The organism is Vibrio ruber DSM 16370 (assembly GCF_900163965.1).
GTDB classification, from domain to species: Bacteria; Pseudomonadota; Gammaproteobacteria; order Enterobacterales; family Vibrionaceae; genus Vibrio; species Vibrio ruber.
This window is the reverse complement of record NZ_FULE01000006.1, coordinates 63,573-89,487: the sequence shown is the minus strand read 5'-3', so window position 1 is coordinate 89,487 and position 25,915 is coordinate 63,573. Positions and strand designations below refer to the sequence as shown.

General features: G+C 47.1%; 27 protein-coding genes. 12 read left to right on the top strand and 15 right to left on the bottom strand.

Annotation, left to right across the window (positions count from 1 at the left end; translation table 11 throughout):
- Window positions 1-65: 65 nt before the first annotated feature.
- The 6 genes from VR7878_RS01645 to VR7878_RS01620 all read right to left on the bottom strand — a co-directional run bounded on the left by VR7878_RS01645 (window position 66) and on the right by VR7878_RS01620 (window position 3,893).
- A complete protein-coding gene (locus VR7878_RS01645) occupies window positions 66-257 on the bottom strand; it encodes a DUF4250 domain-containing protein (RefSeq protein ID WP_077332809.1) in 192 nt (63 codons plus the stop codon).
- Entirely contained in the window at window positions 254-463 is a 210-nt protein-coding gene (locus tag VR7878_RS01640; protein WP_077332807.1) for a YaeP family protein, read from the bottom strand. The genes VR7878_RS01645 and VR7878_RS01640 overlap by 4 nt, the downstream gene beginning before the upstream one ends.
- A gap of 151 nt (window positions 464-614) precedes the next feature.
- Window positions 615-2,333: a proline--tRNA ligase gene (locus VR7878_RS01635; protein WP_077332805.1), complete on the bottom strand. Its 1,719-nt coding sequence runs from the start codon at window positions 2,331-2,333 to the stop codon at window positions 615-617.
- A 92-nt stretch (window positions 2,334-2,425) separates the two neighbouring features.
- Window positions 2,426-3,133, bottom strand: a complete 708-nt coding sequence (gene tsaA, locus VR7878_RS01630; RefSeq protein ID WP_077332803.1) for a tRNA (N6-threonylcarbamoyladenosine(37)-N6)-methyltransferase TrmO — start codon at window positions 3,131-3,133, stop codon at window positions 2,426-2,428.
- Window positions 3,130-3,600, bottom strand: a complete 471-nt coding sequence (locus tag VR7878_RS01625) for a YaiI/YqxD family protein (protein ID WP_077332801.1) — start codon at window positions 3,598-3,600, stop codon at window positions 3,130-3,132. The genes tsaA and VR7878_RS01625 overlap by 4 nt, the downstream gene beginning before the upstream one ends.
- Window positions 3,597-3,893 (bottom strand): hypothetical protein, encoded by a 297-nt coding sequence (locus VR7878_RS01620; protein WP_077332799.1) that lies wholly within the window; start codon window positions 3,891-3,893, stop codon window positions 3,597-3,599. The genes VR7878_RS01625 and VR7878_RS01620 overlap by 4 nt, the downstream gene beginning before the upstream one ends.
- Window positions 3,894-4,491: 598 nt before the next feature.
- Here VR7878_RS01620 and VR7878_RS21470 point away from each other — a divergent pair.
- Both VR7878_RS21470 and VR7878_RS01615 read left to right on the top strand, forming a co-directional pair.
- Entirely contained in the window at window positions 4,492-4,617 is a 126-nt protein-coding gene (locus tag VR7878_RS21470; protein ID WP_261855936.1) for a hypothetical protein, read from the top strand.
- 81 nt (window positions 4,618-4,698) lie between these two features.
- Window positions 4,699-5,208 (top strand): GNAT family N-acetyltransferase, encoded by a 510-nt coding sequence (locus VR7878_RS01615; RefSeq protein ID WP_139343970.1) that lies wholly within the window; start codon window positions 4,699-4,701, stop codon window positions 5,206-5,208.
- Here the strand turns inward: VR7878_RS01615 and VR7878_RS01610 are convergent.
- Window positions 5,168-5,464, bottom strand: coding sequence for a DUF3301 domain-containing protein (locus VR7878_RS01610; protein WP_077332795.1), 297 nt, complete (start codon window positions 5,462-5,464; stop codon window positions 5,168-5,170). The two genes, VR7878_RS01615 and VR7878_RS01610, sit on opposite strands and share 41 nt — an antisense overlap.
- The gene (locus VR7878_RS01605) at window positions 5,465-6,505 is read right to left on the bottom strand and encodes a DUF3549 family protein (RefSeq protein ID WP_077332793.1); all 1,041 of its coding nucleotides are present in this window, start codon (window positions 6,503-6,505) and stop codon (window positions 5,465-5,467) included.
- 136 nt (window positions 6,506-6,641) lie between these two features.
- On the opposite strand from VR7878_RS01605, the gene VR7878_RS01600 reads away from it, so the two are divergent.
- Together VR7878_RS01600 and truC are read left to right on the top strand one after the other, a co-directional pair.
- A complete protein-coding gene (locus VR7878_RS01600) occupies window positions 6,642-6,959 on the top strand; it encodes a YqcC family protein (RefSeq protein WP_077332847.1) in 318 nt (105 codons plus the stop codon).
- Window positions 6,952-7,692, top strand: a complete 741-nt coding sequence (truC, locus tag VR7878_RS01595; RefSeq protein ID WP_077332845.1) for a tRNA pseudouridine(65) synthase TruC — start codon at window positions 6,952-6,954, stop codon at window positions 7,690-7,692. The genes VR7878_RS01600 and truC overlap by 8 nt, the downstream gene beginning before the upstream one ends.
- Before the next feature lie 106 nt (window positions 7,693-7,798).
- Here the strand turns inward: truC and dxs are convergent, their stop codons facing one another.
- Genes dxs through xseB form a run of 3 tightly spaced genes read right to left on the bottom strand, consistent with a single transcriptional unit; the run spans window position 7,799 to window position 10,833 of the window.
- Window positions 7,799-9,661, bottom strand: coding sequence for a 1-deoxy-D-xylulose-5-phosphate synthase (gene dxs, locus VR7878_RS01590; protein WP_077332791.1), 1,863 nt, complete (start codon window positions 9,659-9,661; stop codon window positions 7,799-7,801).
- Between the two features lie 21 nt (window positions 9,662-9,682).
- On the bottom strand, window positions 9,683-10,567 hold the full coding sequence (ispA, locus tag VR7878_RS01585) for a (2E,6E)-farnesyl diphosphate synthase (protein WP_077332789.1): 885 nt from the start codon (window positions 10,565-10,567) through the stop codon (window positions 9,683-9,685).
- Window positions 10,568-10,578: 11 nt separating this feature from the next.
- Window positions 10,579-10,833: an exodeoxyribonuclease VII small subunit gene (gene xseB / locus VR7878_RS01580; RefSeq protein WP_038182060.1), complete on the bottom strand. Its 255-nt coding sequence runs from the start codon at window positions 10,831-10,833 to the stop codon at window positions 10,579-10,581.
- A 588-nt stretch (window positions 10,834-11,421) separates the two neighbouring features.
- On the opposite strand from xseB, the gene pomA reads away from it, so the two are divergent.
- From pomA to rlmM, 8 genes are all read left to right on the top strand, one after another.
- On the top strand, window positions 11,422-12,186 hold the full coding sequence (gene pomA, locus VR7878_RS01575) for a flagellar motor protein PomA (RefSeq protein WP_077332787.1): 765 nt from the start codon (window positions 11,422-11,424) through the stop codon (window positions 12,184-12,186).
- A gap of 17 nt (window positions 12,187-12,203) precedes the next feature.
- Window positions 12,204-13,181: a flagellar motor protein MotB gene (locus VR7878_RS01570; protein ID WP_077332785.1), complete on the top strand. Its 978-nt coding sequence runs from the start codon at window positions 12,204-12,206 to the stop codon at window positions 13,179-13,181.
- A 165-nt stretch (window positions 13,182-13,346) separates the two neighbouring features.
- Window positions 13,347-14,255: an aldo/keto reductase gene (locus tag VR7878_RS01565; RefSeq protein ID WP_077332783.1), complete on the top strand. Its 909-nt coding sequence runs from the start codon at window positions 13,347-13,349 to the stop codon at window positions 14,253-14,255.
- Window positions 14,256-14,501: 246 nt separating this feature from the next.
- On the top strand, window positions 14,502-15,950 hold the full coding sequence (thiI, locus tag VR7878_RS01560) for a tRNA uracil 4-sulfurtransferase ThiI (protein WP_077332781.1): 1,449 nt from the start codon (window positions 14,502-14,504) through the stop codon (window positions 15,948-15,950).
- Window positions 15,951-16,451: 501 nt separating this feature from the next.
- Window positions 16,452-17,375 carry a transcriptional regulator GcvA gene (locus tag VR7878_RS01555; protein ID WP_077332779.1) on the top strand — a complete coding sequence of 308 codons (924 nt, stop codon included), beginning with the start codon at window positions 16,452-16,454 and terminating at the stop codon, window positions 17,373-17,375.
- Window positions 17,362-18,033 (top strand): alpha/beta family hydrolase, encoded by a 672-nt coding sequence (locus VR7878_RS01550; RefSeq protein WP_077332844.1) that lies wholly within the window; start codon window positions 17,362-17,364, stop codon window positions 18,031-18,033. Before VR7878_RS01555 ends, VR7878_RS01550 begins: the two co-directional genes overlap by 14 nt.
- Window positions 18,023-18,421: a DUF423 domain-containing protein gene (locus tag VR7878_RS01545; protein ID WP_077332777.1), complete on the top strand. Its 399-nt coding sequence runs from the start codon at window positions 18,023-18,025 to the stop codon at window positions 18,419-18,421. Before VR7878_RS01550 ends, VR7878_RS01545 begins: the two co-directional genes overlap by 11 nt.
- The gene (gene rlmM / locus VR7878_RS01540; protein ID WP_077332775.1) at window positions 18,418-19,509 is read left to right on the top strand and encodes a 23S rRNA (cytidine(2498)-2'-O)-methyltransferase RlmM; all 1,092 of its coding nucleotides are present in this window, start codon (window positions 18,418-18,420) and stop codon (window positions 19,507-19,509) included. The genes VR7878_RS01545 and rlmM overlap by 4 nt, the downstream gene beginning before the upstream one ends.
- Before the next feature lie 38 nt (window positions 19,510-19,547).
- Here the strand turns inward: rlmM and xni are convergent, their stop codons facing one another.
- From xni to VR7878_RS01520, 4 genes are all read right to left on the bottom strand, one after another.
- Entirely contained in the window at window positions 19,548-20,330 is a 783-nt protein-coding gene (gene xni / locus VR7878_RS01535) for a flap endonuclease Xni (RefSeq protein ID WP_077332773.1), read from the bottom strand.
- Window positions 20,331-20,414: 84 nt separating this feature from the next.
- Window positions 20,415-21,779, bottom strand: a complete 1,365-nt coding sequence (gene ppnN / locus VR7878_RS01530; RefSeq protein ID WP_077332771.1) for a nucleotide 5'-monophosphate nucleosidase PpnN — start codon at window positions 21,777-21,779, stop codon at window positions 20,415-20,417.
- Window positions 21,780-21,998: 219 nt separating this feature from the next.
- A complete protein-coding gene (locus VR7878_RS01525; RefSeq protein WP_370737065.1) occupies window positions 21,999-23,297 on the bottom strand; it encodes a GGDEF domain-containing protein in 1,299 nt (432 codons plus the stop codon).
- Window positions 23,298-23,613: 316 nt separating this feature from the next.
- Window positions 23,614-25,896: a tetratricopeptide repeat protein gene (locus VR7878_RS01520; RefSeq protein WP_077332767.1), complete on the bottom strand. Its 2,283-nt coding sequence runs from the start codon at window positions 25,894-25,896 to the stop codon at window positions 23,614-23,616.
- Window positions 25,897-25,915 lie beyond the last annotated feature (19 nt).

Below are 25,915 nucleotides of genomic sequence, written 5' to 3'. Positions count from 1 at the left end.
TCGATTGACGAAACTGCGTTGTCGCGGCCTCCCGTCAGTCAGAGAGCTGACATGAACTGTACCGCTTAACGAAATTGACCCACTTCAGGGAGAAATTCAAATCCGGCACTTGCCAGCCGATCGATTAAGGCTTGTTTATCGAGGCCGTAATAAGAGGCAAGCTGATCCAAATCACCGGCAAAATCATCCCGTAACTTGGTATTGACTAAACTAAACAGCAGGATTGGATCCATCGTGGCAAAGTTGGCAAGATTCATGACTGATCCTCAAAGTCTGAAATGAATAGGTTAGCAGCAGCAAAGGCCGCTTGTTCCCGGATCTCCTGTGGGAGAGATTCATCGCTGGCAATCGTGTTGAGTGCGCGCAGAGCACAACTAATCGCCTGAGGGACATAAGCCTGATCGCCACTGCCTATCTGGGCGTATCGCTCGCGGACTAAATCACAACAATCATATACTTTCATCATGGATATCCTTGTCATTGTTTGTGGGAGTATACCTATTTGGTTATACCGGCTCACCTCAAGATAACTAAGCCCGTATTTGCTGGTGTTGGGAGTCAGGGAGAGCCAATGAAAAAGGGTTGCCGGAGCAACCCTTTCAAACAGTCAGCGATTATCGAGAGAGCTGAGCCTGAAGATGGGGGATAACTTCTCCCATCGGTAGCGGCGTTTTTTCACCGGAACGACGGTTTTTGTATTCGAAGTTACCTTCATCCATACTGCGCTCACCGATAATGATCATGTGTGGAATACCGATCAGTTCCATATCAGAAAGCATCACACCGGGGCGTTCTTTACGGTCATCAAACAGAACATCGATCCCCTGAGCCTGTAAGTCAGCGTAAAGCTTTTCTGCCGCTTCCTGAACGCGCTCGGATTTATGCATATTCATCGGGACAATCACAACTTCAAACGGTGCAATGGCATCCGGCCAGATGATGCCGTACTGGTCATTATTCTGTTCGATTGACGCTGCAACAACCCGGGTACATCCAATCCCGTAGCAACCCATTTCCATGGTTACGCTTTTACCATCCGGTCCCAACACATTGGCTTTCATTGATTCGGAATAGTTGGTCCCCAACTGGAAGATGTGACCGACTTCAATGCCACGTTTCAGCAGGAGTGTGCCTTGTCCGCATGGGCTTGGATCGCCTTCAACCACATTACGCAAGTCGGCAACCTGACCGAGTTCAACATCCCGGCCCCAGTTAATCCCGAAATAGTGCTTATCATCGATGTTCGCACCTGCCGCGAAATCGCTCATCACTGCAACAGAACGGTCAACGATAAACGGCAATTTCAAACCGACAGGACCCAGAGAGCCAGGGCCGGCACCTATCAGTGCCCGAATTTCTTCTTCTGTGGCAAACGTCAGCGGTGTGGCAACTTCAGGCAGATTTTCAGCTTTGACTTCGTTCAGCTCATGATCACCGCGAATCAACAGGGCAATAAGCGGTGCCTCAACATGGTCAGACGCTTTGACATAAAGTGTTTTAATCGTTTTTTCAATCGGTAGATCAAACTGTTCAACCAACTGTGCGATTGTTTTGGCATTCGGTGTATCAACCAAAGTCATGGCTTGAGTCGGCTCAGCTCGTGTTGCTGCCGGAGCCAGCGCCTCTGCTTTTTCAATATTGGCTGCGTAATCTGATTCAGTCGAGAAGGCAATTAAATCTTCACCACTTTCAGCCAACACGTGGAACTCTTGTGAACCGCTACCACCAATCGCACCGGAATCAGCCAGTACAGGACGGTAATCGAGACCCATGCGATTGAAAATATTGCAGTAAGCGCTATGCATATCCTGATAGGTTGCTTCCAGACTCTCCCGATCAATATGGAAGGAGTAAGCGTCTTTCATAATAAATTCACGTGAACGCATTACACCGAAACGGGGACGAACTTCATCGCGGAACTTGGTTTGAATCTGATACAAGCTCAAAGGCAGTTGTTTATAGGATTTCACCTCGTTGCGAACCATATCAGTGATGACTTCTTCATGAGTCGGTCCCAGTACAAACGGTCGATCATGGCGGTCTGCAATACGCAGTAATTCAGGGCCGAATTTATCCCAGCGGCCGGTTTCCTGCCAGAGTTCGGAAGGTTGTACAACCGGCATCAGTGTTTCTACAGCACCGGCTTTATTCATTTCTTCCCGAATAATGTTCTCGACTTTACGCAGCACGCGCAGCCCGGTCGGTAACCAAGTATAAAGGCCGGAAGCAAGTTTCCGAATCATACCTGCCCGTAGCATGAGCTGATGGCTGACGATTTCTGCGTCGTTTGGTGTCTCCTTCAGTGTTGAAAGAAGATATTTACTGGTACGCATGAGGGTATCCATTCATTAAGTTATACAACAACCCCCGGATGTTTTGAGGGCGCATTCAATTAGCCGTTAATAATATCAGTCATTTTCGTTTGTCAAAAGCGTTCTATTGCGGTAACCGTGATGATTGATTGGTTGGCTCTGAATCTGACGTTGAGATCGAACAAATTTACCGCATATTCTTTGTCGTCAGGTTTATCTCTTTTATACGCCGGACGCGGATCCTGCGCTAAAACCTGAGTGATGACGGCTTCAATTTCATTCGCGCGCGGATGCGCAGCGAGTGACTGGCGTGCAGCGTCGCTAAAGCAGACCTCGGTCGATGTCGGTTCGCGGTCAGCATACCCGCCGTGAGCCTGTTCAATTCGGTCAGCATAAGGAAGATAAGGTTTAATATCGATAATCGGTGTACCATCGACCAGATCAACGCTGCCGACATCAATCCATGTTTGGTTGCCTTCCTGCCGGATACCCTGTAATTCAACGGCTGACATACCAATACCATTGGGACGAAAGGTGGAACGGGATGCAAATACGCCAATCCGTTCGTTACCACCCAGCCGGGGCGGGCGAACGGTTGGTTTCCAACCGGCACTGAGATTTTGATCGAACAGGAACAGGAGCCACACATGACTGAACTGCTCGATACCACGGACTGACTCCGGGCAGTTAGCCTCACCAATCAGTTGAATTTGACCGGTTGCCGCCGGAACCAGCCGGGGCTGTCGTGGCACCGCAAATTTCTCTTGGTAAGGACTATGAATGATACCAATCGGGTCGAGCGTATAACGGGGTGAGGTCATGATTTCGGTCCCGATGCGGCACGGGTTGCTTTGGCCAGAATCCGGTCAAGGTGATTGGCAAAATCGCGCCGTTCAGCCTGACTCATGACCGGTGGCCCGCCGGTTTGAACACCGCTGGCACGCATCGTCTCCATAAAATCGCGCATGGTCAGTCGGGCTTTAATCGTATCAAGGGTAAACAAGTCACCGCGGGGACTTAATGCCATGGCTTGTTGCTCCAAAATTTCACTGGCAAGCGGAATGTCGGATGTGATCACCAGATCATCAGCGGCAACGCGGCGGACGATTTCATTGTCGGCGATATCAAAACCGCTTTCTACCTGCAAGAAGCGGATGTTGTCGCGACGGGGCAGCGGAATCACATGATTGGCAACAAAAGTACACGTGACACCAGTCCGTTCGACAGCCCGTAGGATGACCTCCCGAATGACTTTCGGACAGGCGTCGGCATCGACCCATATCTTCATAATTTCTGACCTGATTGTTGTTCTAGTTGTGATATCCGGGATATCAAATCAGCAACCTGCTGTTCAAGCTGAGCAATTCTTTGTTCGGTTGCAGAGGCTGCGGGGGGAGCCGCGATTTCGACCTTGGGAATTTGCTGTGATGATTGCCAGCGTTTGATCGTAGTGACAATTGCAGGAATCGGGATTTTAGAACTCAGACGTGCTTTGATGAGTGCGACGGTTGGTTCCTTGCCTTCAGCGACCAGTTGTAAAATCACAGATTCAAGCTCTTGTGATATGTCTTTTGTCAGCATAATTATCCTTTTTTGAGACCTTCAATGTATGCGCTGTAATAAGGCAATTTTACGCTGGATAGGGCAGCAACAAAAGCGCTAATTGGTTTGTAAGAGATCGCTTACAAGTGCTGTGAGAGATAGCGGTATTTATGATGGTATAAATGCTCTAATTTATTATAAGGTTTTGATTTTTATTTATTTTATTTCGTTGTTGCAGGGGTGGTTATAAAGTGAGCAGACCAGTGTGTTGTCGGAAAAATGCAAACGTCGTACATTGAACGGGTCGGCAGGGAACGACATGGATAAAAGCATCAAGGAATGATGTCTTCGGGAATGAAGGTGAATGTCTGGGATGCATTCAGGCTGGAGAGCCTAGGACAGCGTAGGGAAGCGACAACAGGCATGATGTCTGTTGCAGGAAGCGTAAAACGATCACTTTGAACAACCATCACTTTCAATAACATGATGTTCAGCGTGATTGAAAACCATCAGGATGATGACGGAAACCGCTTAAGGAAGAGTGATGTGTACTGGATACAGGAAAGCCAGTGTTACGGATAACTGAGGACACCGCTCGGATGCGATGCAAGGATAGGTTGAAGGATTAGCCTTCGTTATGGATGATGCAGGGAGCTCTTATTGGTGGCCGGATCGCTACTGTAAGACTAAGCCCCGATGCCATTATGGTGTCGGGGCTTTCCGCCATTTCTATTCCGGAGACTGGCATCTGCCATACCTGTAAATTGAATCAATCTTGATTGATTTTTAACTCTGACGTTTGCAGCGAATGATTAGATTCGGGCGAATGGAACAAGGATGAATTGTGACAATAGCAACGCAAAGAATGCTTTTGCTGCCTTATACGGATGAATATGAGTTCGATTTTCTATCACTGTTATGTTCCCCGGGAAACCGGTTGTTTCATCAGCAGCCGTTCAGTGTGTCCAGTGCCCGGGCAAAGTTTCATCAGGTTTTGACGGATTCAAATGTCCACGCAATGGCGATTGTTGATAATGAACATCGTGAATATATGGGGCATCTTGCTTTAGATCTGCATGAAAAAGAGGTCGGGGAACTCCAGTTTATCCTTAGTCGTATTTATTGGGGTAAAGGTTATGGCACGGAAGCATTGGGTGCTTTTTTACAAAATATATCTTTACGTTTTTCATTGAAAAAAATTCGGATTTTCGTCAATGAACAGAATCAGCCTGCCGTCGCTTTAATGCGCAAACTAGGGTTTACCTCCCGTCCCACATTATCGCAAACCCCAGAGACGCTCTACGAGTATCAACTCACAGCCGATGAACCGGCACAAAGAATTTGGCAGGGGTGAAACGGATCATATCCAAATACCCCTCATAGCAGTCATCGCCCAAAGACGAAAACTCGAATGTGTATCTGGTGTGCCAGCGCCAGCGTCGTTGTTCATTGATGAAACGGTGTTTGAACGTAATGCTGACCACTTGCAATTCCAGTTGCTGGCATTTTCTTTCAATCGTCTGTCTGGCAATTTCGGCCTGACGCCGTTGCTGCCAGAATAAGAAGCAGCCACAGCAAACCAACACAATTGTTATTAAATCCTGCATCATTTACCGACTTCTGGTTTGTTGCTGGAGCGTTGCCAGTGCGTTAGCCAACTCTTCAGACACGGTTGTATGCAGTAACGGCAATAAAATTACCCTCAGTTCAGGAAGCATGACGAGATCGGCAAAGAGCTGATTAAATAGTGTTTGCTGACCGGTTTGAGCCAGTCGGGTCAGGAACAACTCGGCTGGCTGTGGCGCCGTGAGTGCTGACCAGCTGCGACCGGCAATGCCGATTAATATTTCGGCATGACACAGTTGTGGTTGTGCCAGTAAATTGGCAACAGCTTGCTTCAATTGTTGACCCGGGGCGCCGGACAAGGCCCGCAGTAAAGCGGATAAAAAGAACAGATCAGGAGCGCTTTGCTGAATTTCTTCATCCACCATGGCTTGCAGTTTATCGGCAATTTTTTCGGTCAGCGGTGTGTGTTCCAAAGCCCCCAGTAATGCATAGCAAGGCTCTGACGGGAGATGATTGAGCGCTCTGAGCAGGCTTGGTGCGTTTTGTTCCTGCCCCAGCCGGGCACAAATATCGGTGATACCTTGTAATCCGATCGTTTGCCAATTGTTCCAGCCAAGTTTTCCCTGAAAATAGCATTGTGCATGTTCATAGTATTGACTGGCCGGTAATTTGAGCATCGCTCTCACCTGACTATGAAATACGGCCATTTTTTCTTCCGGTGGGGTGAAGGTATAGGGATTGTTTGCCAGTTTCTGTTGCTGTTCTTCAGTCAGGTTCTGATGAATCCGGGTGCCCATTGCTTCCAGCATAAAACGGATAAACTCACTGATATCTGTGGGTTGCAGCAGTCCTCGTTCATCCAGTTGAAACTGTAAAAACCAAATCCAAGGCTGTTTGGTTTCATTCCAGTAAACAATTGCCAGCCGAGCCGTTTGCCGGAGCGGATAAGGATAGGCTTGCTGTGCCTGCTCTATTTTGGCAAAGCTTTCCGGATTGATGGACTGAATGCGGCGTCCGAGATCAACAACCTGATATTGACAACCACTTTGCTTCAGGAGCTCGGTCAGGGTATATATTGTTTTCATAAGTTCCGTTCTTGTCTGGCTAATGTTGTCGAAGAGGATTCCTGCCGGAATCACAGCATCTTAGCCGCTGGGATAAGTTTAGTTTTGTCTTCAATACATGGTACCCTATCTGCCGATTTCAAGTCGTTTTTTCTTTATGTCAAAATATTACCAATTAAATCAATCATTAAATGAACTCGAACAATGTCTCAAAATGTTGCAGCTCTGGCAGGACAGGCCGCCATCGGTGCAGGATTTATCGAGTCAGCAGCCATTTGCCGTGGATACGTTATTACCGGAACAGTGGCTCCAGTGGATTTTTATTCCGCAAATGCGACAACGAATGCTCACCGCCACCGTTCCGAGCGGGTTTGCAATGACACCGTACTTTATTGAAGCCTGGCAGGACAATCCGGGTTATCAGCCGGTGATTGCCACATTAATCAAGATTGAGGAGCACTGTCGTGGTGCTTGAAATTATTTATCAGGACGAGTTCCTGATCGCCGTCAATAAGCCTGCTGGCATGCTGGTACACCGCTCCTGGCTGGATAAACATGAAACCCGCTTTGTGATGCAGACGTTACGTGATCAGATTGGCCAGCATGTTTTTCCCGTACACCGGCTTGATCGGCCGACCTCCGGGGTATTGGTGTTTGCGTTATCCAGTGAAGTCGCTGCACAGGTGATGCCATTATTTGCCAGTCATCAGATGGAGAAAACCTATCATGCGGTGGTGCGGGGATGGATTGAACAAGCAGCAGTGCTTGATTATCCGCTCGTCGAGGAGCTGGATAAGATCGCCGATAAGCACGTCAAAACGGATAAACCTGCACAACCGGCTGTCACCGCTTATCGGCCGTTGGCTAAAGTTGAAGTGCCGTATTCCACCGGTCGTTTCCCGACCAGTCGCTATGGATTGATTGAAATGAAGCCCCGGACGGGGCGTAAACATCAGCTGCGACGCCATATGCATCATTTAAGTCATCCGATTGTCGGTGATACGACGCATGGGGATGGTAAACACAATCGTCTGTTTCGCACCCACTACGATTGTCACCGACTGTTACTTCATGCTTCGCGCCTCAGTTTCGTTCATCCAATTACCGGAGAATCCGTCACTATTCAGGCTTCATTCGACCAATCATGGCAACAATTATTCGGGCATTTCGGCTGGTCCGGTGTGATTGAACGGTGGGATAGTCAGTGACCATAACCATCAACACGAAGCCATAAAAAAACTCCCGCGGGAGTTTTTTTATGGGGGTCGCAGATTGAAATCAACGGTTAACTTAATCAACAGATGATAATGGCGCTTATTGAATGTAATCGCGTATGGCCTGCTCAATACCCGCAGCATCTAATCCGAGTTCGGCATGTAATTCGCTTTGCGTCCCCTGATGGACAAAGTGATCCGGTAATCCCAGATTTAAAGTGGGCTTCAGCAGCTTTTCTTTCATCAGAAATTCAATCACCCCGGCACCGGCACCACCGGCAATCGCATTTTCTTCCAGTGTGACGAGCACATCATGGTGCTGTGCAAGCTCTCGAATCAGTGTTTCATCCAATGGTTTAACAAAGCGCATATCCGCAACGGTGGCATCCAGTGTTTCAGCCGCCGTCAGCGCATGTGGCAGTAAAGCACCAAAATTGAGAATGGCTACTTTTTTACCTTGTCTCACGATGCGGCCTTTACCGATTTCCAGCGCAGTAAACTGATGCTGGATTTCAGCGCCTGTACCTGTGCCTCTCGGGTAGCGCACCGCACTTGGCCCTGAATGTTGATGACCGGTATAAAGCATTTGCCGGCACTCATTCTCATCACTCGGTGCCATAATGACCATATTGGGAATACAGCGCAGAAAGCTGAGATCGAATGCGCCCTGATGGGTTTGCCCGTCGGCGCCGACCAGACCTGCCCGGTCAATGGCAAACATCACCGGTAAATCCATAATGGCTACATCATGAATTAACTGGTCATAGCCCCGTTGCAGGAAGGTTGAATAGATGGCAACAATCGGATGATAGCCACTAATCGCCATTCCGGTCGCTAATGTCACCGCGTGTTGCTCAGCGATAGCGACGTCAAAATATTGTTCAGGATAGGCTTTGGAAAACTCCACCATGCCGGAGCCTTCTCGCATCGCAGGCGTGATCGCCAGCAATTTTGGATCAAGCGCAGCCATATCGCAGAGAAAATCACCGAAGACTTTTGAATAGGTTGGGAGTGCCCCGCTATTTTTAGGCAGTGATGTCCCATTGGGGTCAAACTTCGGCACTGCATGATAGCCAATCGGATCTTTTTCGGCTTGCTCGTAACCTTTGCCTTTTTTGGTCATGATATGCAGAAATTGCGGGCCTTTGAGTTCGCGCATATTCTTCAGCGTTTTCGCCAGCTCAACGACATCATGTCCGTCAACCGGGCCGATATAGTTAAAGCCGAGTTCTTCAAATAACGTGCCCGGAACCACCATGCCTTTCAGGTGTTCTTCGGTTTTCTTGGCGAATTCTTTAATCGGTGGCAGACCGGAAAGAACTTTCTTACCGCCTTCGCGGATTGAGGTATAGAAATGACCGGAGAGCAGTTGTGCCAAGTGATTATTCAGAGCACCGACATTTTCTGAAATGGACATTTCATTATCATTGAGAATCACCAACATGTCAGGATGGAGATCGCCTGCGTGATTCATCGCCTCAAAAGCCATCCCTGCGGTAATCGCTCCATCACCGATCACACTGACAACTTTTCTTGATTTTCCTTCTTTATCGGCACAAATTGCCATCCCCAGAGCAGCACTAATCGAGGTAGACGAGTGACCGACCGATAAGGTGTCATATTCGCTCTCTTCACGCCACGGGAATGGGTGCAAGCCGTCTTTTTGGCGGATTGTCGACATGGCTTCGCGTCTGCCGGTCAGGATCTTATGCGGGTAGGCCTGATGACCAACATCCCAGATCAACCGATCAAATGGTGTTTCATAGACATAGTGAAGCGCAACAGTCAGTTCGACTGTCCCTAAACCGGAGGCAAGATGTCCGCTGGACTGACTGACCGAATTGAGCAGATAAGTTCTCAGCTCTTCACACAATTTCGGGAGCATGTCTTTCGGCAGCGTTCTCAGCTCCTGAGGTGTATTTGCCAATGCCAGTGTCGGATATTTTGAAATATCAAGAGTCATTATTTTATGCTTATGATCTTATTAACTTCTCCGCTCAATCACATATCGAGCGAACTGTTCAAGTAAATCAGTATTATAAGGAATGGATGCCAGAGTCTGAATTGCTTCATTCAATAAAGACTGTGTTTTCTGCTCGGCTCCGTCGAGTCCCAGTAATGAGGGATAAGTACTTTTGTGATGCTTAGAATCGGAACCTTGCGGTTTCCCCAGTGTTTGGGTATCACTGATAATATCCAGAATGTCATCCTGAACTTGAAATGCAAGACCGATTGCATCGGCATAACGATCCAGATAGGGCAGAATCGCCTGACCTTTTTCACCGGCTGATAGCGCTCCGAGACGCACGGCACATCGGATCAATGCACCTGTTTTATGGCGATGTATTTCTTCTAATTCGTGCAAAGTCACTTGACGACGTTCGGCTTCGAGATCCAGCGCTTGTCCCATACACATTCCCATTGCACCGGACGCTTGTGCCAAAGCCTGAATCATTTTGATCCGGTAAGGCTCGGCATTCTCTGCCAGTGTCCCTTCGGCAAGAATGGAAAAAGCCAGCGTCTGTAAGGCATCTCCGGTCAGAATCGCGGTCGCTTCGTTAAAGCGGATATGGCAGGTAGGCTGCCCGCGACGCAATGAATCATCGTCCATGGCCGGTAAATCGTCATGGATCAGGGAATAGGCATGGATACATTCAATCGCCGATGCCGGTGTATCAAGCTCTTCTTGTTGACATCCTAGCATCAGGCCGGTGATGTAAACCAGATAGGGACGAATGCGCTTTCCGCCTAACAACAGCCCGTAGCGCATCGCTTCAATCAAGGATTGGTCCTGATGCGGTAATTGCTCAAGCCAGCGATTTAACTGCTGGTTATTCCGGGTTTGATAAGTGCTTAGGGTGGTTATCATATGATATGGACTTATACTTCTGATTGATCATCAGATTCGACAAAATCACTCAGGGCTGCTTCGTCACTATCACTGAGCAAGATTTTAACTCGCTGTTCAGCATCGTTGAGTTTCGCCTGACCGGCTCGTGCCAGTGCAATACCCCGTTCAAAGGTTTTCAATGCGTCATCCAAGGGCAAATCACCATTTTCAAGTTGGTTGACTAACGTATCCAACTCTTCAATTGTGGCCTCATATGACATATTTTCAGGTTTTTTGCTCGCCATAGAACTTCCAATCGGTGAGGAATGGGGGAAAGTTACCGCAGGGCGTGAAGATGGTCAAATAGAACCGGAAGAATTTACTCCTGCAACACAATTTTGCTCTCGAATTCGAAAAAATCAATCGCTAAGAAGGGTGTTGTTCAGTTTTTATTGATGATGTGTGTGGGCGATTGTCTGATATGTCCGGGCTGACATGATTTAGACAGATAGTGTGTTTACCCTAAACTACCCTTTGTTCTCTTGTTACGTGATGATGCAGCTTAATATCATAAGTTTTGCCAGAGATCATAAATATCGGGCTTTGGTGAGGATTAAGGGAAGCATCTATGATTTTTTATTGGTTTTCGGTATAAACTTATACGCAGTTTCCCACCGACGCCTGATTCTGAGCACATCAAGTGTTGATGTGACGTGACGGATTTATATTGTCATTGTATCTTGAGATGATTGTGGGAAAGAGTTGGGTAATATAAAGACTTTACTGCATTTTTTTGCAGATAGCGTCCATAATTTAGTTAAAGATTTGATACCGTTGCCGATACCCTGAGTCAGAGAACTCTCAAAATAGAATGGTTGCATGAGGAGTGTTTCGTGGATTTAGCTACACTGATTGGTTTGATAGGTGGTTTAGCCTTTATCGTAATGGCCATGGTTTTGGGTGGTGGTCTGATGATGTTCGTGGACATCACCTCGGTGTTAATCGTTGTCGGTGGTTCAACATGCGTTGTTATGATGAAGTTTACTTTCGGGCAATTTTTTGGAGCAGGGAAAATCGCAGCCAAAGCGTTTATGTTTAAGGCTGATGAACCTGAAGATTTGATTGCCAGAATCGTTGAAATGGCAGATGCGGCTCGCAAAGGTGGATTTCTTGCTCTGGAAGAGATGGAAATCAGTAACAGCTTTATGCAGAAAGGCATTGACCTGTTGGTCGATGGTCATGATGCAGACGTTGTGCGTTCTGCCCTGCAAAAAGATATTTCACTGACAGAAGAGCGTCACGAGGCCGGAACAGCGGTCTTCCGAGCCTATGGTGATGTTGCACCTGCAATGGGAATGATCGGGACACTGGTTGGTCTGGTGGCGATGCTGTCAAATATGGATGACCCGAAATCCATTGGTCCGGCAATGGCTGTGGCATTGTTGACGACACTTTACGGGGCGATCATGGCAAACATGGTGTTTTTCCCGATCGCAGATAAGCTGGCTTTACGTCGTGAGCAGGAAATGTTGAATCGACGTCTCATCATGGATGGTGTACTGGCGATTCAGGATGGGCAAAACCCTCGTGTGATTGACGGATATTTGAAAAACTATCTGAATGAAGGCAAGCGGGCGATGGATATTGACAACGAATAAGCGCGGAGAAGTTAGCGATGGATGATGAAGAGAATAAGTGTAAATGTCCTCCGCCGGGTGCTCCTGCATGGTTAGCGACATTTTCTGACCTCATGTCTCTGCTGATGTGCTTTTTCGTGTTGCTACTCTCTTTCTCCGAAATGGATGTTCTGAAGTTTAAGCAGATTGCCGGCTCGATGAAATTCGCCTTCGGGGTTCAGAACCGACTGGAGGTGAAAGATATTCCGAAAGGTACCAGTGTGATTGCTCAGGAATTCAGACCGGGGCGGCCGGAGCCGACGCCAATCGATGTCATTATGCAGCAAACCATTGATATTACCCAACAAACGCTTGAGTTTCAGGAAGGTGATGCGGATCGTGCCGGTGGGACGCAACGTGAAGAAGGCGATCTGACCGGCGGTCAGTCTCCGGAAACATCAACGCAGGATAATCAGAATGATGAATCGGTTGACCAGCAGCAACAGGCACAGTCACCAAGCACGGAAGAGATGGAAATTGTCTCCGAAAATCTGCAAAAAGCGTTAGCAACCGAGATTGAACAGGGTGCTGTCGAGGTTGAAAACCTCGGACAGGAGATTGTGATTCGTATTCGTGAAAAAGGTGCATTCCCGAAAGATTCTGCATTTTTACAACCGAAATTCCGACCACTGGTACGGCAGATCGCAGAATTGGTGAAAGATATCCCCGGTATTATCCGGATCTCAGGTCATACGGATAATCAGCCGCTCGATTCCGAGTTGTATCGTTCAAACTGGGATTTATCCGCGCAGCGGGCTGTTTCGGTCGCGCAGGAAATGGAAAAAGTCCCCGGCTTTAATCATGAAAGAATGGAAGTCCGCGGTATGGCAGATACGCAGCCGGTTGCTTCGAATGATACTGCCAGAGGACGCGCTCAAAACAGACGGGTGGATATCAGTATTTTGCAAGGCAAGCCCACCTATAGTGATGAAGTGCCGTCGGTACAGCAACCGACCTCCGCCAACCCATCACCTTAGTGTGTCATCATCGAGAGATATCTATTGAGATCAAGTGAAGGTTGTATCCGGCATGATAGAATCATGATAGAAATAAAAAGTAAGCCAGTATGGCTTACTTTTTTTATCACACTTTTTTAGCGCGCTTTCTTTATTGAAATGACCCATTGATTGGACGGAGGATATATGGTGAATCAAGTAACCATCGCAGAGCAGGGACCGGTGTTTTCAGAAATTGCTCAGGGATACTGGCGACTGGCAGAATGGCAAATGAGCCCTCAGGAGCGGTTGTCTTTCTTAAAGCAGCATATTGAACTGGGGATTACCACCGTTGATCATGCTGATATTTATGGCCAGTACACCTGTGAGTCTCTGTTTGGTGAAGCATTAGCGCTGGATCCTTCGCTGCGGCAGCAGCTTCAGGTCGTGACTAAGTGTGACATTCAACTATGCGGTGATGCTTTTCCTCACCGACAAATCAATCATTACGATACGAGTAAACCCCATATTCTCCAGTCCGTCGATAACTCACTGATGCGGCTCGGTATCGACGAAATCGATGTGCTGCTCATTCATCGCCTTGACGTGTTAATGAATGCCGATGAAGTGGCGGAGGCGTTTGCAACATTACACCAAGCCGGCAAAGTTAAACATTTCGGTGTGTCTAATTTTACCCCTTCACAATTTGATTTATTACAGTCTCGTCTGGATAAACCACTGGTCACCAATCAGGTTGAAATTAATCCGCTCAGTTTCGATGTTGCCCATGATGGCACCTTAGATCAAATGCAAATGCTCAGAACCCGGCCAATGGCTTGGTCATGTCTGGGGGGCGGTGCAATTTTCAATGGTGAGAGTGAGCAAGCAAGACGGGTTCGCCAGGTACTTACCGAGATCGGGCAAGAAGTCGGGGCACAAAGCATTGATCAGGTGATTTATGCCTGGGTCAGACGTTTGCCCGCATTCCCTATTCCTATCCTTGGTTCCGGAAAAATTGAGCGGGTCAAAGCCGCTGTCGCGGCGCTGGAAATCGAGTTGAGCCGTGAGCAATGGTATCGTATTTGGGTCGCATCCAAAGGTCATTCGGTCCCCTAAACCGACGGGGTACCCGTCCGAGCATCAAATGATATCACTCAGAGACTAACAAGCGACTTCACGCTATCTGAGTGCCCCTTTCTCATCAACATTCACCGAGAACCGCTGTCAGGCAGAATAGATGTTTTCCCTGTCAGTGCTTCTCGTGTATAATTCTGCGCCTTTCATTGCTGTTTGTTGATGCTGTTAACAGCTAAACCGTGTAAACCAGACAGTGACGTATTAATCTGAGTTGCGAATGATCCTATGAAATTTATTGTTAAGCCCCATCCGGAAATTTTTGTTAAAAGTGAATCGGTACGGAAACGTTTTACCAAAATTCTCGAATGTAATATTCGCAATATTATTAAACGACGGACAGAATCTGTTGCGGTTTTTAACCGTCGTGATCATATCGAAGTCACCTCAGAGAGCGACCAATATTACGCAGAAACACTGGAAATTCTGACCCATACACCGGGTATTCATCATGTACTTGAAGTGCAGCAGTCTGAGTTTCGCGATCTGCATGATATTTATGAACAAGTATTGGCTCACAGCCGGCATAAAATTGAAAATAAAACCTTTGTGGTGCGTGCCAAAAGACGCGGCCAGCATGACTTCACCTCAATTGAGCTGGAACGCTACGTCGGTGGCGGGTTGAATCAAGCGGTTGAAAGTGCCCGGGTAAAACTCAACAACCCGGATGTCGTGGTTCGGGTCGAAGTGTCAGGCGATAAACTGAACCAGATTATTGCCCGTCATCGCGGGTTGGGCGGCTTCCCGCTCGGGACACAAGAAGACGTGCTGAGCCTGATTTCCGGTGGGTTTGATTCTGGTGTTTCCAGTTATCTGCATATCAAACGTGGCTCTAAAGTACATTATTGCTTCTTTAATTTAGGCGGTCCGGCGCATGAAATCGGCGTGAAGCAGGTGGCTTACTATTTATGGAATAAATTTGGTTCATCGGCCAAAGTTCGCTTCATTGCGGTTGATTTCGAACCGGTTGTGGCAGAAATTCTGGAAAAAGTCGATGACGGGCAAATGGGCGTTGTGCTGAAACGGATGTTCATGCGGGCGGCCGGAATGATCGCGGAACGGTTTGATATTCAGGCACTGGTCACCGGTGAAGCGTTAGGGCAGGTGTCCAGTCAGACACTGACTAACTTGCGTCATATTGATGGTGTGACTGAGCGTTTGATTTTACGTCCGCTGATCAACTGGGATAAAGAAGACATTATCAATCTTGCCAGAGATATCGGTACTGAAGATTTTGCTAAAACCATGCCGGAATATTGCGGGGTGATTTCTCGTCGTCCGACCGTCAAAGCGGTTCAGGCAAAGCTGGAAGCTGAAGAAGCGAAGTTTGATTTTGCCATTTTAGACCAAGTGATTCACAGTGCACGTCAAATGGACATCCGCGATATTGCTCAGGAAACGGAGCAGCAGGCACCGGAAGTTGAATTGGTTGATGCGATTCAGGAACATGCCGTCGTACTGGATATCCGTAGCCCGGATGAAGAAGATGAGCATCCGCTGATTCTGGAAGGGGTAGAAGTGAAACATCTGCCGTTTTATAAGCTGGCAACTCAGTTCGGTGATTTGGATCAGTCCAAAACTTATTTACTGTATTGTGCCCGTGGTGTGATGAGCCGTTTGCAGGCTTTATACCTCAAAGAGCAGGGTTTTGAGAATGTGAAGGTATATCGTCCTTAAAATCTTTTTACCCGATAAGACCAGCCGCCGTCGGCTGGTTTTTTTATTTTTATTGATGTGAAGTTTTCTGCCTTACCGGCAATACATCGCAAGCGTGAGAGCACTGACGGTGCAGAACAATGGCTTTGATTAAATAGCTTTGATGAGAGTCTTGACTTTGACGCTGGTGGTTCTCAGCAGGCAGCGCAGCAAAGCTAGCGCAGATAAAAATACACCGCCCATCGGAAGGCGGTGTGAAATATTTGACAGACAGGTCAAAATAAATACAGGAAGTATGCTTTGTGGCTGGGAGCCACAGAACAAGTGGTGAAACACCACATACTCGAAATACGAGTTTGCAAACACAACATCGCAACACAAAGTCTATTGATCCTAAGGAGAATCAAGTCATTCAGACTTGTCTGCGGCACAAAATATAGGGTTTTTCTGGCAGGTAAACAATGGACAAATTATAATGCTTCGCATAAAAAAAACTAATCCATTTCAGTTAAGGATCATGGTGTGAACAAAAGGTTGCCTCCCCTGAATGCATTGCGGGTTTTTGAGTCCGCAGCTCGTCATTTAAGCTTTACTCAAGCAGCAGAAGAATTATATGTCACTCAGGCCGCTGTGAGCCATCAGATCAAGTCGTTAGAAGAATTTCTCGGGCTGAAGCTATTTATCCGCAGAAATCGCTCTCTTTTGTTAACAGAAGAGGGACAAAGTTATTTTTTTGAAATCAAAGATATTTTCACCGCTATTCAAGAATCGACGGATAAGCTCCTGTCCCGGAGTGAAAAGGGGACATTAACTATCAGCCTACCCCCGAGTTTTGCCATTCAGTGGCTGGTTCCCCGTCTTGCCGACTTCAATCAGCAGCAACCGGATATCGATGTTCGGATAAAAGCAGTTGATAGAGAAGAAGGCTCTTTAGTGGATGATGTTGACGTCGCGATCTATTACGGTAAAGGGCAGTGGCCGGGGTTAAGAACGGATAAACTTTATCAGGAGTTTTTAATTCCGCTCTGTTCGCCATTATTGCTGGCGCAGGGAAAACCACTTCATTCTCTGGAAGATTTATCTCATCATACATTGCTTCATGATACTTCCCGGCAGGACTGGAAAACCTTTGCCCGGGAAAATCATCTGTCAGGCATTACTGTTGATCATGGTCCGATTTTCAGCCACACGACGATGGTCTTACAGGCGGCAGCGCATGGTCAGGGGATTGCACTGGGCAATAATGTGCTGGCTCAGCCGGAAATTGAAGCCGGGAGGCTGGTGCCCTTATTTGATAAAGTGTTGATGACCGATAATGCTTTTTATCTGGTTTGTCATGAGAAACAGGCCAATACCGGACGGATTGCCACATTTCGGAATTGGATGTTGAACCGGGCCCGACGAGAACAAGAGGTCATTTTAGATGAAAATTATGACAGCGAGTAATAGTGTGGACAGCAACGTATACCAACCGGATAGTGCACATGTACAGCTGAACGGGCCGGATGATGGCCCGGTATTTATTTTTGCCCATGGTGCCGGGGCGGATATGGATCATGAGTTTATGGTGCATATTGCGTGTGGATTGGCCGACAAAGGCATTCGCGTGGTTCGTTTTAATTTTCCGTACATGGTCCGCAGAGCACTGGAAGCGAAGAAGTTTCCGCCGGATCGTGCCCCGAAGCTACTTGCAGCGTTTGAAGCGGTGATCCAACAGTATGCGACACAACCGGTAGTGATTGGTGGTAAATCAATGGGCGGGCGTATGGCGAGCTTGCTCACTCAGCATGAGTCGGTGAAAGGGATTGCTTGCCTCGGTTTTCCGTTTCATCCCCCCGGTAAACCGGAGAAACAAAAAGGCGAGCATTTAGCGACATGTGAAAAGCCATGTCTGATTTTACAGGGAGAACGGGACACGTTTGGCTGCCGAGAGGAAGTGATGGCAATGCCGCTGAGTCCGCAGGTTGAGGTGGTTTATGTGCCCGATGGCGACCATAGTTTTAAACCTCGCAAACGTTCAGGTTACACCGAACAAGACAATCTGGCCTTGGCGGTGGAACAATTAAGTGCATTTATCTGGAGCATGGATCATCATGAAAAGTAAATTATTATTTCTTTTTGCCGCGGGTTTTGGCGCGTTTGGGGTTGGGTTAGGTGCGTTTGCTTCCCATGGTTTAAAAACGATTTTATCCCCGAATTTACTGGCAGTTTTCGAAGTCGGCGTTCGTTATCAGTTTATCCATACCCTCGCTTTGTTAGGGTGTGGCGTGATGATGCTACTGTCATCGCACCAGACGGTGCAGAAATATTTTTATCGAGCCGGAATCTGTTTTATTATCGGCATCTTTTGTTTTAGCGGCAGCCTGTACGCACTAGCGCTGACCGGTGTGAAATGGTTCGGCCCGATAACACCTTTCGGCGGCGTCTGTTTTATTCTGGGATGGGTGCTGATGTTTGTCGCTGCATGGAATATGAAAGAGGTGAATCAGTGAAACAGGTCATGCTCTATTGCCGCGCCGGTTTTGAAAAAGAATGTGCCGGAGAAATTCAGGACAAGGCAAGCCGAATCGAAGTGTTTGGATTTCCTCGTCTGAAGTATCAGACAGGATATGTACTGTTTGAATGTTATCAGGACGGAGACGCTGATAAGCTGATCCGTGAACTCGATTTTCAAAGTCTGATTTTTGCGCGTCAGATGTTTGCCGTCAGTGCGACATGTGAATCTTTACCGAAAGATGATCGAATTTCCCCGATTCTCCAGTCTTTGGCTGAGATTGAAGGGGTACCTCGCTGTGGTGATCTGCGGGTCGAAACGCCGGATACCAATGAGGCCAAAGAGCTGCTGAAATTTTGCCGTAAGTTTACGGTTCCGCTGCGTCAGGCATTGCGGGGGAAAGGTATTCTGTTTGGCAAAGACGAGCCAAAAAAGCCGGTATTACATGTCTGTTTTATTGCCCCCGGCCATTGTTATATCGGCTATTCATATACCAATAATAACTCCCCGTTTTTCATGGGCATTCCCCGCTTGAAGTTTCCGGCGGATGCGCCGAGTCGTTCAACCCTGAAGCTGGAAGAAGCATTTCATGTTTTTATTCCTCGCTCGGAATGGGATGAACGTTTAGCCTCGGGGATGTGGGCGGTTGATTTGGGAGCATGCCCCGGCGGATGGACTTATCAGCTAGTGAAACGGTCAATGTTTGTTCATGCCGTCGATAACGGCATGATGGCTGATAGTCTGATGGACACCGGTCAGGTCAAACATCACATGGAAGATGGCTTTAAATTTGAGCCGCCGCGCAAGAATGTCACCTGGCTGGTCTGCGACATGGTCGAGAAGCCGGCTCGTGTGGCACAACTGATGGGCGAGTGGCTGATCCGCGGATGGGCAAAAGAAGCGCTGTTTAATCTGAAACTGCCGATGAAAGGCCGTTATGATGAAGTGTTGCAGGATATTGATAACCTGAAATATTTTCTGAAAGATAATCACGTCAACTTTCGATTACAAGCCAAGCACCTTTACCATGACCGGGAAGAAATTACCGTGCATGTCCGGAGCTTGTCCAATATTTCTCCTCATTAAGTATCGGTCTGGTTTTCAGCGGTTTGAGAGCGTGTCGATTATGACACGCTCTCCGGTGGCTGAAAGCGAATATCTTGTAAGTTAAATCCCAGCTCGATATCGGTTTTGAGGGTGGCGACGGCTTTGCACTGACGTGCCAGTTCAATATGTTCGGTAAGTTTTTTCTGATATTTCTTCGGCAGATCGGTGCCTTGAAAAGCCTGCTCGATATCAGTGAACTGATTAAGAATCTCTTTGGCAGCTTTAGGGCCAACCCCCGGAACACCGCTCACCTGACTGGAATGGATGCCGGTGAGCGCCCAGTAGTCACACAACTGTTCAGGGCGTACGCCGAACTCTTGGGTGATGAACGCTTGATCCAACCAGCGATGCTGAAAGTAATCCCGGATTCTCAGCGTCGGGGAGAGCAACTGACAGTAGCCCTTATCGGTTGAGATGATCGTCACTTGCTCCTGATGACTGGCAACTTTGGTCGCCAGCGTGGCGATCAAATCATCGGCTTCGTCACCACTGGAGAGCAGCGAGTCGATACCTATTTCCCACCATGCTTGCTGAATGGCATCCATATTTTGCCGCAAAGCATCAGGCATCGGTTGCCGTTTCTCCTTGTAGTGAGGCAGCAGTTGTGCACGCCAGCCACGATCTTCAGAGTCATGATCAAACACGGCAATGATATGCGTGGGAGACGTTTCTTGAATAATTTTGCTTAACGTTCGGCTGGTTGTCTGAATCGTTCTTTCGATATCTTCAGCATCGGGCTGTGCCGAATGGACACGGCGAATCAGGTTGAGAGCGTCGATAATAACAAGGTGTAGCGACATGGGCGTTTTTCGCTCAGGGGCATATTAAAATAAGGGCCGAAGCCCCTATTCTAGTGGATAATGATGGGCTCGGGCAACCCATGCTTAATGGCTGGCAATTTTATAGCAGGGCTCATAAGCATGTCCGCCGGGGAGTTTCATCCGGTTTTGTTTGACGAAATCTTTCAAGAGCTTATCCATTTTGTGCATGATTGACCGATCGCCATCAATAATGAACGGGCCGTGCTGTTCGATTTCCCGAATCCCTTCAGCCTTGACATTACCTGTCACAATCCCTGAAAACGCTTTACGCAGGTTTGCAGCAAGCACTTCCGGTTTCTGGTCCATGTGAAGGTCAAGGTTCGCCATGGCGTGATGTGTGGGTACAAATGGCAACTGGAACTCAGGGTCGATTTTGAGTGACCAGTTGAAACTGTATGCATCACCATGTGCTTTTCTGAACTGACGGACAACCGGCATCGACTCATTCATTTTGCGTGCGACTCTCGCAGGGTCATCAATCACAATTTGATAGTGTTTGCGGGCTGCATCTCCCAGGGTATCACTGATGAATTGATCGATTGAGTTGAAATAGTCTTCACTGCCTTTCGGGCCGGTCAGAATAATCGGGAGCGGTTGTTCAGCATTGTCCGGATGCATCATGATACCGAGAATATACAACAGCTCTTCAGCCGTGCCGGGACCACCGGGGAAAATCACAATCCCGTGAGCCATGCGGACAAATGCTTCCAGCCGTTTTTCGATGTCCGGCATAATGATCAGTTCATTGACAATCGGGTTGGGTGGCTCGGCTGCGATGATTGATGGTTCAGTCAGACCAATATATCGTGCACTCTTATAACGCTGTTTCGCATGGCCGATTGCCGCGCCTTTCATCGGACCTTCCATTGCCCCCGGGCCGCAGCCTGTACAAATATTGAGTTCACGCAAACCGAGTTCATTGCCGACTTCGCGAGTGTATTGGTATTCAACCGGATTAATAGAATGACCGCCCCAGCAAACGACCAGATTGGGCGTGGTTCCGGGGACGAGCGTCCGGGCATTACGCAAAATGTCGAAAACTAAATTGGTGTTATATACCGAATCGGTCAGATTATATCGTTTGCTGTCAGCGAGATGCATGTTGACATAAACAATGTCGCGTAACACGGAAAACAGGTGTTCTTGAATCCCTTTAATGATTTCCCCGTCAACAAAGGCATGTTCAGGTGGTTCAATCAATTCTAGTTTGATACCCCGTTCTCGTCTGAGGACGTTGACATCGAAACTCTGATATTTATCCAGTAATTCTTTTGAGCTGTCGGTATGGCTTCCGGAGTTCAAAACGGCGAGTGTACAATTTCTGTAGAGTTGGTACAGATCACCACTGGAGGCTGTTTTTTTCAGGCGTTCAACTTCAATCTGCGAGAGCAGATCCATACTTCCGGTCGGGCTGATATGAGTAATCATGAATGCCTCCTTGATAATAAGTACGGAATAATAGATTTTTTAAAAGATATTGAGGCTAATGATAAATAAATATAATAACTACATGATTTTACAGTAACAATCTAGTCTGTAGATGATCAACTAGGGAACTGAAACAGTTCAATGGTGTGATAGATGTCACTCTATTGTCTTGAATTGATTAAAAAGTGTTCATTTTCGGGATGTTTATATTCAGGCAGTTTATTTCCAACTGACTTGGTTTGGCCCGGATTTTTTGGCTTTTTGCAGAGTTTTATAAACCTGTTCAATGCATTCTTCCGGTGTATTACCTTCTTGAAACGCAGTGCTGGCGGCACTTAGTGTAATGGTGAGGTGTTTATCTTTAAATTTAAAAGGGAGTCGCGCGATTTGACGCAAAATCGTTTGTACCAGCAGATAACTTTCCTGTTCGGCACGATCCGGCATGATGATCATGAATTCTTCACCGGAGAAGCGGGCGACCGTATCGGTTTCAGACAGCTCTTTTTGAATCGTTTTGGCAATGATTTTCAGGGCTTTATCACCCGCTGAGTAACCAAAATTTTTGTTGAGTGTCTTAAAGTTATCGATATCGAGTAACACGAGTCGCAGGGGATGTTGGTTTTTGATCCAGCGGTGATATTCCAATTCCAGACGGTTATGAAAAGCAGCTCGGTTATACACTTTTGTTAATGGGTCTTGCAGCACTCTGTGTGCTTGATCTTCGAGTTGACAACGATAGTCTTGAGTTGATTCGTATAGTGACTCAGCCTGATTGTGGATGTATTCCATCCTTTCAATTAAGGCCTTTTCACGCTGCTCTGCATGAGTAAGTCGTTCTGATAAAGCCGTCAACTGAGCCAATAATGGCGTTAAACCAGATTTGAGCAAAGTATAATCCTGCTCTTCTTGAAGAATCTTGTTACTGCGAGCCATCAGGGCGTTGAATTCCTGATTCATTTCCTGACGGTGTGACAGATAATTCTGATTTTGTTGAATACTTTGTTTGGTACTTTTAAGGTGCGTGACCAAAGAACGGTTGATCTGATCAAGGAATTGTTCTGATTTCTTCCGCTCGTGGGTCGTTCCCTCAACAACCAGACGCAACACTTCCAGTGTCAGTTCCAGAAGCGTATCGGGCGTCACTCCGACCAGTAACTTAGCGCGGATATCCATCAGCACTTCACCGGATTCACCTTCAAAATCCAATTCTGTAATCAGAGTTTGCAGCTCATCGGATAATTTACTGTGTAGCGCTTGTTCTGCCGTATGACTAATGGTGTTTGAGCGATGTGGATTGGTTGCAATAATTTTGACCGAGCGTTCATAAAGACCCAGCAGCTTTACCGCCTGTTCTGACTTTGGGGACGGATGAACAGAAGATACGTTCAATAGATCCCGTAGATCCCGTTTTACCTTTGAAGGTAAACCGGGAATTCTCAACAAAGTCTCTCCGCCATGACGAATGTGGCGTTCAAGATTGGTCATTGTCTTTTCCATAGTCAACGTCTGTTGTTTCAGTATGTATCGATCACAGCAAATTCAGGGAATCTGTGTATTTTATATTTTGCGCGTTATTGCCAACATCGTTGGTCATTCGACGTTTCATTGTCACGGTAACAGATGACAGAAAAATGATACATCGTTTCAGAACACTTTCATCTTTCTCAGATTTGAACCGAAGTCGCTTTGCGTGTCAAACCGAACTTGATCGAGTTGGGATCTGAATCTGTGTCAGGCTGGATGACACTCTGTGTGCATCACGATACATAATCGAAACGATAACCCGTTCTTTTATCAATAAAAGTCATCCGTTAAAATGCGTCTGAGACTACGTTTAGGTGTCCTTCAGCAGACTTTTGATGCTTTCTTCATTTTTGTATGAAGAATGAACTTTAATCAGTCCCTGACTAATCGCTTGTCGGCAGGCCTGACGGATATCGTTCGTTGCAAAGCTGGCCGCCGGTGCGTTATCAATTGCTTTCAAATAGACCCAATGGCTACTTTTTTCTGTAATACTGAGTTCTCTTGAAGCACTGGTCGCCATCAGCAGAATATCCAACAGCTCTTTCTCGTTGATGGCGGTATACGCTTTCGGTAAAAAAGGGTAATCGGCGATACCGATGCGAATAATCCGGTTGAGCTGGCTGGATGGCTGGAATTCATTCACCCAAGTTTGAATTTTTTCAAATAAGGCCTGCGGTGAGGTGTCATAATCTTCATCAGTCTGTACTGGGGTATTTTCCACATAGACAAGGTTAGCGTCGGTAAAATGAAACAGGCGTGTGTGTTCATCTAGTTTATCTTTCAGATATTCACCGAATGCGAGCTCAAGCTGGAGACCTTCTGTGTAACCGTGTTCAAGATACATATTCCGCAGGAAAGGAATATCGATCATGGCAAACCGTAAGCGATCACTGAGCGGTTCGTGGATTAATTCACCGATATGCCATTGTTCATAAAGATGGCTGCTTTTTTGCAGCGAAGAGGAGAGATCTTCATTCAGCATCCGCAGGTTATTTAAGTGAGAGCGAGAATGCATGAACAAGTGATTATTCAGATATTCGATCTCTTCATTTTGCTGCCGGATAATGTAGCCGCGGCGTAGAATCAGCAGAAAGAAGACGAACCCGGCAGAAAAAAGGCCGTAAGCAATATTCTGTAAATACCGATAATGTTTTTCCTGTTGCTTCAGTGCCCGATCCTGACCTGCCAAATGTAATGTTTGCTCGACAAACATTTTTTGCTGTTTAAAGGCTTCTTCGCTGATGTGATTCAATTGATTTTGCTGTCTCTGAGTCAATTGATTGTACTGACGTGAATAGTTGAGAGCTTCTAAATAGTGCCCTTGCTTCTCAGATGACTCGGAGAGGAGTTTAAACGCCTGCATCAGGGTTTGATCATCTTGGGTTTTGTCCGCCAGCACAGCGGACTGACGGGCCAGTGCGATTGCCCGGGATGTATCTTTCTGATAAAAAGCGATCCCGGCTTTCAGCAGCAGGGTCTGGCCCTGAAGGCGGGGAAAATTAAACTGTTCCAGTAAGGGCTCAATCGCTGACAGATAGTCCTCTGCCAACGAGTAGTTATAAAGCTGCATATAGGTCGAGGCCAGACGAATCCGTACCGCGATAAAAAGTTGCATATCGTGCTGTGTGACAGAGTGATCCAGTACATTCAGGTAGTAGACCAGCGCGAGGTTAAACTTATTTTGCCGATAGTAGATATCGCCCATCCGTTTGAGAATATCGACCAGTACGGGGGACTCCTCATAAGCATCATAAAAATCAGCGGCCTGAGCCAGATAAAGCAGTGCTCTGTCCAGTACCTTACGTTCATAAAACAGTTGAGCCAGAAGCGAATTCGTCATCGCCAGTAATGCACCGTCATTGGATTCTAATGCACTCCAGTAAGCCGTCAGTAGCTCTGACAGGGCTTTATTGTAACGTTTGTGACTCAAATAGTGCCTACCGACCTGAATATGATATTCAATCTGTCTTTTGACGGACTGTGTTTCACTAATGTAGGCTTTGGCAGCTTCATAATAGCTTTCTGCCAGTTCATTTTCATTTGATTTAGAGGCAATTTCAGCCAGAAGCATCAAGATGTTATAGTGGATTCTTTTGCCGAGCTGTTCCGCATTTTTCAGCTGAGACAATGCTGAAGAGAGTTCTTTGAGCTGAGCCCGAGCCTGTTGCGAGTCATGATTAAGCAACCAGTTCAGACGGATTTCCAACTGACGCACTTCGATTTCCAGATAAGGCAGTTGGTATTTTTGAGTTAATGCAATGGCACTTTTCAGATAACGCAGTGCTTCATCATAATATCCTTGGAGAAAGAGCGCCTGAGCCAGAATCTCCATGGCTTCAACACTCGAATTCGGCGTGCGGATAAGATTATCTGAGCTTTCACTGGTGATCTTCGACGGAGTTTTCTCGTTCGTATCCGATAAGGTTCTTTTGGTCAGGTAAGCGGATGTGAGTGACTGTGCTTCCTTCGGGGAAATATCCAGAAGCAGGTTGGCCTCTTCCAGTGTGGGAGAGGTGTAAACACTCGCTAACGCCACATGACAGCTACTGAGAAGCAACCATAGAGATAGCGTATTCCGGATGGTTTTGATCATTTGAATGATGACTCCCAGC

Excerpts from the sequence above, each read along its gene's own strand:
- VR7878_RS01550 (WP_077332844.1), top strand. The coding sequence starts at position 17,362 with ATGACAGCGAGTAATAGTGTGGACAGCAACGTATACCAACCGGATAGT.
- VR7878_RS01565 (WP_077332783.1), top strand. The coding sequence starts at position 13,347 with ATGGTGAATCAAGTAACCATCGCAGAGCAGGGACCGGTGTTTTCAGAA.
- VR7878_RS01625 (WP_077332801.1), bottom strand. The coding sequence starts at position 3,600 with ATGAAGATATGGGTCGATGCCGACGCCTGTCCGAAAGTCATTCGGGAG.
- VR7878_RS01640 (WP_077332807.1), bottom strand. The coding sequence starts at position 463 with ATGAAAGTATATGATTGTTGTGATTTAGTCCGCGAGCGATACGCCCAG.
- xni (WP_077332773.1), bottom strand. The coding sequence starts at position 20,330 with ATGTCGCTACACCTTGTTATTATCGACGCTCTCAACCTGATTCGCCGT.
- thiI (WP_077332781.1), top strand. The coding sequence starts at position 14,502 with ATGAAATTTATTGTTAAGCCCCATCCGGAAATTTTTGTTAAAAGTGAA.
- VR7878_RS01645 (WP_077332809.1), bottom strand. The coding sequence starts at position 257 with ATGAATCTTGCCAACTTTGCCACGATGGATCCAATCCTGCTGTTTAGT.
- VR7878_RS01600 (WP_077332847.1), top strand. The coding sequence starts at position 6,642 with ATGTCAAAATATTACCAATTAAATCAATCATTAAATGAACTCGAACAA.
- VR7878_RS01570 (WP_077332785.1), top strand. The coding sequence starts at position 12,204 with ATGGATGATGAAGAGAATAAGTGTAAATGTCCTCCGCCGGGTGCTCCT.
- xseB (WP_038182060.1), bottom strand. The coding sequence starts at position 10,833 with ATGGCGAGCAAAAAACCTGAAAATATGTCATATGAGGCCACAATTGAA.
- ispA (WP_077332789.1), bottom strand. The coding sequence starts at position 10,567 with ATGATAACCACCCTAAGCACTTATCAAACCCGGAATAACCAGCAGTTA.
- tsaA (WP_077332803.1), bottom strand. The coding sequence starts at position 3,133 with ATGACCTCACCCCGTTATACGCTCGACCCGATTGGTATCATTCATAGT.
- VR7878_RS01520 (WP_077332767.1), bottom strand. The coding sequence starts at position 25,896 with ATGATCAAAACCATCCGGAATACGCTATCTCTATGGTTGCTTCTCAGT.
- VR7878_RS01545 (WP_077332777.1), top strand. The coding sequence starts at position 18,023 with ATGAAAAGTAAATTATTATTTCTTTTTGCCGCGGGTTTTGGCGCGTTT.
- VR7878_RS21470 (WP_261855936.1), top strand. The coding sequence starts at position 4,492 with ATGGATGATGCAGGGAGCTCTTATTGGTGGCCGGATCGCTACTGTAAG.
- VR7878_RS01610 (WP_077332795.1), bottom strand. The coding sequence starts at position 5,464 with ATGATGCAGGATTTAATAACAATTGTGTTGGTTTGCTGTGGCTGCTTC.
- ppnN (WP_077332771.1), bottom strand. The coding sequence starts at position 21,779 with ATGATTACTCATATCAGCCCGACCGGAAGTATGGATCTGCTCTCGCAG.
- VR7878_RS01620 (WP_077332799.1), bottom strand. The coding sequence starts at position 3,893 with ATGCTGACAAAAGACATATCACAAGAGCTTGAATCTGTGATTTTACAA.
- VR7878_RS01605 (WP_077332793.1), bottom strand. The coding sequence starts at position 6,505 with ATGAAAACAATATATACCCTGACCGAGCTCCTGAAGCAAAGTGGTTGT.
- dxs (WP_077332791.1), bottom strand. The coding sequence starts at position 9,661 with ATGACTCTTGATATTTCAAAATATCCGACACTGGCATTGGCAAATACA.
- VR7878_RS01635 (WP_077332805.1), bottom strand. The coding sequence starts at position 2,333 with ATGCGTACCAGTAAATATCTTCTTTCAACACTGAAGGAGACACCAAAC.